Annotated in this window: 6 protein-coding genes and 1 pseudogene; 3 read left to right on the forward strand and 4 right to left on the reverse strand. The window is 62.9% G+C overall.

What is annotated here, in order from left to right; all coding sequences use genetic code 11:
* Positions 1-206 precede the first annotated feature (206 nt).
* Positions 207-623 (forward strand): VOC family protein, encoded by a 417-nt coding sequence (locus Q427_RS09750; RefSeq protein ID WP_043513392.1) that lies wholly within the window; start codon positions 207-209, stop codon positions 621-623.
* Between the two features lie 180 nt (positions 624-803).
* Positions 804-1,289, forward strand: a complete 486-nt coding sequence (locus Q427_RS09755) for a VOC family protein (RefSeq protein ID WP_043513394.1) — start codon at positions 804-806, stop codon at positions 1,287-1,289.
* 76 nt (positions 1,290-1,365) lie between these two features.
* Here the strand turns inward: Q427_RS09755 and Q427_RS31185 are convergent.
* A pseudogene (locus Q427_RS31185) lies at positions 1,366-1,482 on the reverse strand (nitrite reductase (NAD(P)H) small subunit); the annotation flags it as partial.
* Between the two features lie 136 nt (positions 1,483-1,618).
* Here Q427_RS31185 and Q427_RS09765 point away from each other — a divergent pair.
* Positions 1,619-2,365: a DUF899 domain-containing protein gene (locus Q427_RS09765; protein ID WP_043513396.1), complete on the forward strand. Its 747-nt coding sequence runs from the start codon at positions 1,619-1,621 to the stop codon at positions 2,363-2,365.
* A 258-nt stretch (positions 2,366-2,623) separates the two neighbouring features.
* Here Q427_RS09765 and nirD read toward each other — a convergent pair whose 3' ends face one another.
* The 3 genes from nirD to Q427_RS09780 form a co-directional block, all read right to left on the reverse strand.
* The gene (gene nirD, locus Q427_RS09770; RefSeq protein ID WP_043513398.1) at positions 2,624-3,016 is read right to left on the reverse strand and encodes a nitrite reductase small subunit NirD; all 393 of its coding nucleotides are present in this window, start codon (positions 3,014-3,016) and stop codon (positions 2,624-2,626) included.
* A 110-nt stretch (positions 3,017-3,126) separates the two neighbouring features.
* Entirely contained in the window at positions 3,127-5,658 is a 2,532-nt protein-coding gene (nirB, locus tag Q427_RS09775) for a nitrite reductase large subunit NirB (RefSeq protein ID WP_043513400.1), read from the reverse strand.
* Positions 5,655-6,517, reverse strand: an 863-nt coding sequence (locus tag Q427_RS09780; protein ID WP_043513402.1) for an NAD(P)/FAD-dependent oxidoreductase, incomplete at its 5' end; no start/stop codon positions are given. The genes nirB and Q427_RS09780, both read right to left, overlap by 4 nt.

The raw sequence follows: 6,517 nt of genomic DNA on the forward strand, positions 1-6,517 counted from the left end.
GCGCAAGCGCGCGAATTCTGCATAGGTGTCCGAGCTATACTTAAATTTCTGTGAGATCAATAGGTTAGGGGAGGGAGAACGTGCTGGATAACATTGTTGAACGCGCACGTGTGTTCATCCAATATCAGGACGTGCAGTCCAACAGGCATTTATTCGCCATGCTGCGCACGGCGAATAAATGCTGACCTGTTATGCAGGGAGGAATCATGAAGCCTCGGATTAGTATGATTACGCTGGGCGTGAATGATTTGCCACGTTCGATTGAGTTCTATGAGAAGGGACTTGGCCTTCCCCGAATGGACTCTCCGCCGGAAGTCGCCTTTTTTACTTTAAATGGTACATGGCTGGGCTTGTACGGTCGTGACGCACTCGCGGAAGATGCGCAGGCAGGTGCAGTTTCCGGAGGCTTCGCAGGGTTCAGTTTGGCGCACAATGTTAGTTCAGAAGATGAAGTTGACCAGGTCATGTCTCAGGCTGCTTCCGCGGGCGCTGTTGTCACGAAGTCCGCCAGAAAGACGGATTGGGGTGGCTATGCAGGCTACTTTGCAGACCCTGATGGCTATCTTTGGGAAATAGCACACAATCCATTGTTCTGGGTCGGTCCTTCCGATGAACCCGCATAACTAATCGCAGCAGTTCGCGGCCGAGGGCCGTCGGACGCCCTTTTCATTGCGGCTGCGCCTCCATAACAAGGGCGCCGCTGTGCTTCGGCTGTCAGGTACCATCATCGCTGTCGAATTCGGGCAGCTCCGTTCGACGCTAGATTGCCACTCACAGCAATCACCCAGAGAACGGAGCTGTTCATGATGAACATCGCAAAGAACACGATCTGCCTTTGGTACGATGACGCGGCCGAGGAGGCCGCGAAATTTTATGCCGAGACATTCCCTGATTCATCGCTCGACGCGGTGCACCGAGCACCTGGGGATTATCCCTCTGGGAAGGAGGGGAGCGTATTGACGGTCGAGTTCACCGTGCTAGGCGTTGCGTGCCTCGGGCTGAACGGCGGCCCTGCCTTCAAGCATAGCGAGGCGTTCTCGTTTCAGGTTGCGACCGAAGACCAGGACGAGACGGATCGCTACTGGAACGCAATCGTCGGCAATGGCGGCGAGGAGAGCCAATGCGGGTGGTGCAAGGATAAGTGGGGCATCTCTTGGCAGATTACCCCGATCGCGCTGACGAAAGCATTCACCAGTCCCGACCGCGCAGCCGCCAAGCGGGCGTTCGATGCCATGATGACGATGAAGAAAATCGACATAGCCGAGATCGAGGCAGCGTTTCGCGGTTGAGATGAGGGCGGGCTTACCCAAAGCCGCCGACGCTACTCCAGCGTCGGCGGCTTTTTCATTTCCAATGGCTGAAACCTCAGGCCTCGATCCAGACTTCGTCTCCCTTGAAGCTCACTTTCCAGGTGCGCAGCTGTACGCTGTCGTCTTCCAGGCACTGGCCGTCTTCCAGGCGGAAGTGTTGCTTGTAGATCGGTGGGCCTCGATGTCCCACGTCACCAAGTACGGCGGTGTTGTCGATTTTGATCAGTGGCGAACGACTACTCGATGCAAACTGCGTTATTCCGTTGCCGCGACTCGGAACAACGCTGAAACCACGCGAGAGGTCCGTCATGAGCCAGATTGAATCACCAAGAGTTGTGTCCAGAGAGGAGTGGACCCAGGCACGCAAAGCCCATCTGAAGAACGAGAAGGCGCTTACCCGCATGCGCGACCTGGTTGCCCGCGAGCGGCGCGAGCTGCCATGGGTGGAGGTGGAGAAGGAATACGTCTTCGACACGCCGGAAGGGAAGAGGACGCTTGCCGAGCTATTCGGCACAAACAGTCAGCTGGTCGTTCATCACTTCATGTTCGGCCCGGACTGGAATGCGGGTTGCCCGAGCTGTTCGCTGGAGGCGGACCATGCCGAGGGCGCCATCATCCACCTCGCCAATCACGACGTCAGTTACGTTCGCGTTTCCCGCGCCCCGCTGGAAAAGCTGGAAGCCTACCGAAGACGCATGGGCTGGACAGCCCGGTGGGTGTCCTCCGAGGGCAGCGATTTCAATTTCGACTTTCTGGTCTCTTTCCTTCGGGAGGACATGGAGGCTGGTCGGCTCTACTACAATTACCAAACCATCGAAGATCCGAAATACTTCAGCGAAGAACTGCCCGGCCTCAGCGTTTTCTACAAGGATGAGCGCGGGACCCTGTTCCATACCTACTCCAGCTACGCCCGCGGCAATGAGGAAGTTATTGGCGCCTTCGTTTATCTCGACATCACGCCGAAGGGCCGCAACGAGACGGAGATCATGGACTGGGTCCGGCGCCATGATGAGTACGATGTGAGCCTGGTAGACACGGCATGTCACCCCGGCTGATTACCGATTAGGGCGACACCGCCGGGAGGCCTGCGGCCTCCAGTCGCGAGCTGAAGCTGCTCCTACAGCGGCGTGGCAACGTTGGTGGAGAAAACAGCTGTTGGAGCGCTCGGTTCGGCGCTCCGAGTTCCCATCGCGACTGGCGCCGATAGGCGCCTCGGCGGAGGCTGAAAGGTTGGTTGTCGTCGCGAATATCGGCAACACCGCAGGGAGGCCTGCGGCCTCCAGTCGCGAGCTGAAGCTGCTCCAACAATAGATCTACGCTTCGATCCAGACCTCATCGCCCTTGAAGCTCACTTTCCAGGTGCGCAGCTGCACGCTGTCGTCTTCCAGGCAGTGGCCGTCTTCCAGGCGAAAGTGTTGCTTGTAGATCGGCGAGGCGACGACGGGCTGGCCCTTGAGGTCGCCGACGATACCGCGGGCGATGACGTTGGCCTTGGAGAAGGGGTCGTGGTGGTCGATGGCGTAGAGTTCCTGTTCGTGACCGGTCGGCGTGTTCGGGCCGCTTGGGATGTAGAAGATGGCGACTTGGGCGGGGCCTTCGGCGGTTTCCACCCAGGCGGCTACGCCGGAATAGGGCACCAGGTCGGCGCGGGTACAGAGAGATTGCCAGGCTTGGGTCATGGTCTTGGCCGCAGTTGCTGTGCTCATTGCTATGGGTCTCCAGATTCGTTGTCGGGAAATCGGCGAGCGAGAAAAGCGGGCGTCGCGCAACAACGCGTTGCGTTGGTTGGGGACGCCCGGCCTCGCAGCCATTTCCGTTATGCAGGGCGCAGCTGACCGCGCTCTTCGGTCACGATGATGTCCGGGTCGGGGCGCGCGTCGTTGATGAAGCTGCGGAAGCGCTTGAGCTTCTCCGGGTCCTTGATGGCGTTGGCCCATTCGCACTCGTAGTTGTCGATCACGGTCTGCATCTGGTTCTCCAGCTCGGCCCCCAGGCCGAGGCTGTCGTCCACTACCACCTGCTTGATGTAGTCGAGCCCGCCTTCCAGGTTCTCGCGCCATACCGAGGTACGCTGCAGGCGGTCGGCGGTGCGCACGTAGAACATCAGGAAGCGGTCGATGGTGCGGACCATGGTCTCCTCGTCCATGTCGGTGGCGAGCAGTTCGGCGTGGCGCGGACGCATGCCGCCGTTGCCGCATACGTAGAGGTTCCAGCCGTTCTCGGTGGCGATGATGCCGACGTCCTTGCTCTGGGCTTCGGCACACTCGCGGGTGCAGCCGGAGACGCCGAACTTGATCTTGTGCGGCGCGCGCAGGCCCTTGTAGCGGTTCTCCAGGTAGATCGCCATGCCGACGCTGTCCTGCACGCCGTAGCGGCACCAGGTGCTGCCGACGCAGGATTTCACGGTGCGCAGAGACTTGCCGTAGGCGTGGCCGGTCTCGAAGCCGGCTTCGATCAGCTCGCCCCAGATATCCGGCAGGTCTTCCAGGCGGGCGCCGAACAGGTCGATGCGCTGGCCGCCGGTGACCTTGGTATAGAGACCGTACTTCTCGGCCACCTGGCCCAGTACCACCAGCTTGTCGGGAGTGATTTCACCGCCGGGCACGCGGGGAACGACGGAGTAGGTGCCGTTCTTCTGCATGTTGGCCATGAAGGTGTCGTTGGTGTCCTGCAGCGGAATGTGCGCGGCGTCGGTGATCGGCTCGTTGAAGCAGGAGGCGAGGATCGAGGCCACCGCCGGCTTGCAGATATCGCAGCCGAGTTTGTGGGTGTCGGGGTTGCCGTGCTTCTCGATCAGCTCGCTGAAGGTCTTGATGCCTTCGACGCGGACGATGTCGTAGAGCTCCTGGCGGGTGTGGGCGAAGTGCTCGCAGATCGAGCGGTCGACTTCCACGCCGCGGGCTTCCAGCTCGTGGTCGACCACGCTCTTGAGCAGGGCGGCACAGCCGCCGCAGCCGGTGCTGGCCTTGGTTTCACCCTTCACCGAGCCGAGGTCCACGGCGCCGGCGTCCAGCGTCGCGCAGATGTCGCCCTTGGTCACGTTGTGACAGGAGCAGATCATGGCCGTTTCCGGCAGGGCGTCGGGCCCCAGGGTGGGCGCGCCCTCGCTCGAGGGCAGGATCAGCGCGGCGGGGTCTTCCGGTAGATCCATGCGGTTGGCGTAGTACTGCAGCAGGGTGTCGTAGTAGCTATTGTCGCCGACCAGCATGGCGCCGACCAGGCGCTTGCCGTCGCTGGAGACCACCAGCTTGCGGTACTGCTGCTTGAGCGGATCGAGAAAGCGGAACATGCGCGCGCCGGGGGTGCGATCGCCGTGGGCGTCGCCGATGGAGCCGACGTCCACGCCCATCAGCTTGAGCTTGGTGCTCATGTCGGCGCCCTTGAAGCTGCCGTCCTGGCTGCCGCTGGCGGAGACGAGCAGGGTGGCGGCGGCGGCCTTGGCCATCTGGTAGCCGGGGGCCACCAGGCCGAAGATGCTGTTGTTCCACAGCGCCACTTCACCCACGGCGAGAATCGCCGGGTCGTTGGTCAGGCAGCGGTCGTCGATCACCACGCCGCCGCGCTCGCCGATGTCCAGGCCGCACTCCCGGGCCAGATCGTCCCGGGGGCGAATGCCGGCGGAGAACACGATCAGGTCGGTCTCAAGCACCTTGCCGTCCTGGAACACCATGCGGTGGCGGCTGGCTTCGCCGTCGACGATTTCCTGGGTGGCACGACCGGTCAGCACCTGCACCCCCAGCGCCTCGATCTTCTCGCGCAGCAGTTCGCCGCCCTCGCTGTCGACCTGCATCGGCATCAGCCGCGGGGCGAATTCGACCACGGCGGTGTCCAGGTTGAGGCCGCGCAGGGCGCCCGCCGCTTCCAGGCCGAGCAGGCCGCCACCCACCACCACGCCGGTATTGGCGGTCTCGGCCATGGCGCGAATGGCGTCGAGGTCCTCCAGGGTGCGATAGACCAGACAGCCTTCCCGGTCGTTGCCGGGAATCGGCGGCACGAAGGGGTAGGAGCCGGTGGCCAGCACCAGGCGGTCGTAGGCGTAGCGGCCCTGGGGTGTGGTCACTTCGCCCTTGTCGCGGTCGATGGCGGTGACCGCCTCGTGCAGGCGCAGGGCAATGCCGTGCTCGGCGTAGTACTCGGCGGTGGAGAGGGCCAGGGAGTCGGCATCGCGGCCGCTGAAATACTCGGAGAGGTGAACCCGGTCGTAGGCCAGGTGGCGCTCCTCACCGAACACGGTGATCTCGTAGTGCTCGGTGGCGCCCTGTTCGACCAGCTGCTCGACCAGGTGGTGGCCGACCATGCCGTTACCAATGACGATCAACTGGGATTTGGTGGTGTCAGGCGTGTTCATGCGGCCTCCTTCACGGGGCTTTCCGGAGAGTCTGGGTTGGCGTGTTCATGGAGCAGGGCGTCGGCATCGGCAGCGCCCAGCAGCAGCGCCTGGCGGCAGGGGCCGAGGTCGGTGCCGGCCAGCGAATGCTCGAAGTACCAGGGGCCCATGGCGGTATCGCCGTAGAGAACGGCGCCGACGATGCGGCCGTCGTGCAGCAGCAGGCGGCGATAGTCGCCCTGTAGCGGGTCGCGGTAGGTGAGCACGTCGTGGTCGGGCTCCGCCTCGGTGGGGCCGAAGGCGTAGAGCGATACGCCGCTGACCTTGAGCTTGGTGGCACAGGGAGTCTCCACGTAGCCTGTGGTCGGCTCGCCGGCCAGGTGAGCGGCCAGGACCTCGACCTGCTTCCAGATGGGCTCAACCAGGCCGAAGGTATTGCCCTGAAATTCGCAGCATTCGCCCAGGGCATGGATGGCTGAGTCGGAACTGGTGAGGGTCTCGTCGACGACGATGGCTCGGTTGACCTCGAGCCCGGCGGCCTGGCCCAGCTCCCTGTTGGGCGTGATGCCGATGGCCACCACCACGCATTCGGCGGGGAGCCACTGGCCGTCGCTCAGCATGGCGCCGGTGACACGGCCCTGGTCGTCGCCGGTCAGGTGGTCCAGGCCGGCATCGATGAAGATGTCGAGGCCGCGGCTGCGCAGCTCGGCTTCGAGCAGCCTGGCGGCGGTGATGTCCAGCTGACGGTTCATCAGCCGGTCGTCACGCTGGATCAGGCTTACCTGCATGCCGTTCTTGTTCTGGCCCTGCTTGCGCAAGCCCTCGGCGGCTTCCAGGCCCAGCAGGCCGCCGCCGATCACCACGGCATTGCCGCCGGCAT

The sequence above is a fragment of the Halomonas sp. BC04 genome, from assembly GCF_000568385.1.

What these genes read in the sequence shown, in the direction of transcription:
- Q427_RS09750 (WP_043513392.1), top strand. Translation starts at nt 207, where the DNA reads ATGAAGCCTCGGATTAGTATGATTACGCTGGGCGTGAATGATTTGCCA.
- Q427_RS09755 (WP_043513394.1), top strand. Translation starts at nt 804, where the DNA reads ATGATGAACATCGCAAAGAACACGATCTGCCTTTGGTACGATGACGCG.
- Q427_RS09765 (WP_043513396.1), top strand. Translation starts at nt 1,619, where the DNA reads ATGAGCCAGATTGAATCACCAAGAGTTGTGTCCAGAGAGGAGTGGACC.
- nirD (WP_043513398.1), bottom strand. Translation starts at nt 3,016, where the DNA reads ATGAGCACAGCAACTGCGGCCAAGACCATGACCCAAGCCTGGCAATCT.
- nirB (WP_043513400.1), bottom strand. Translation starts at nt 5,658, where the DNA reads ATGAACACGCCTGACACCACCAAATCCCAGTTGATCGTCATTGGTAAC.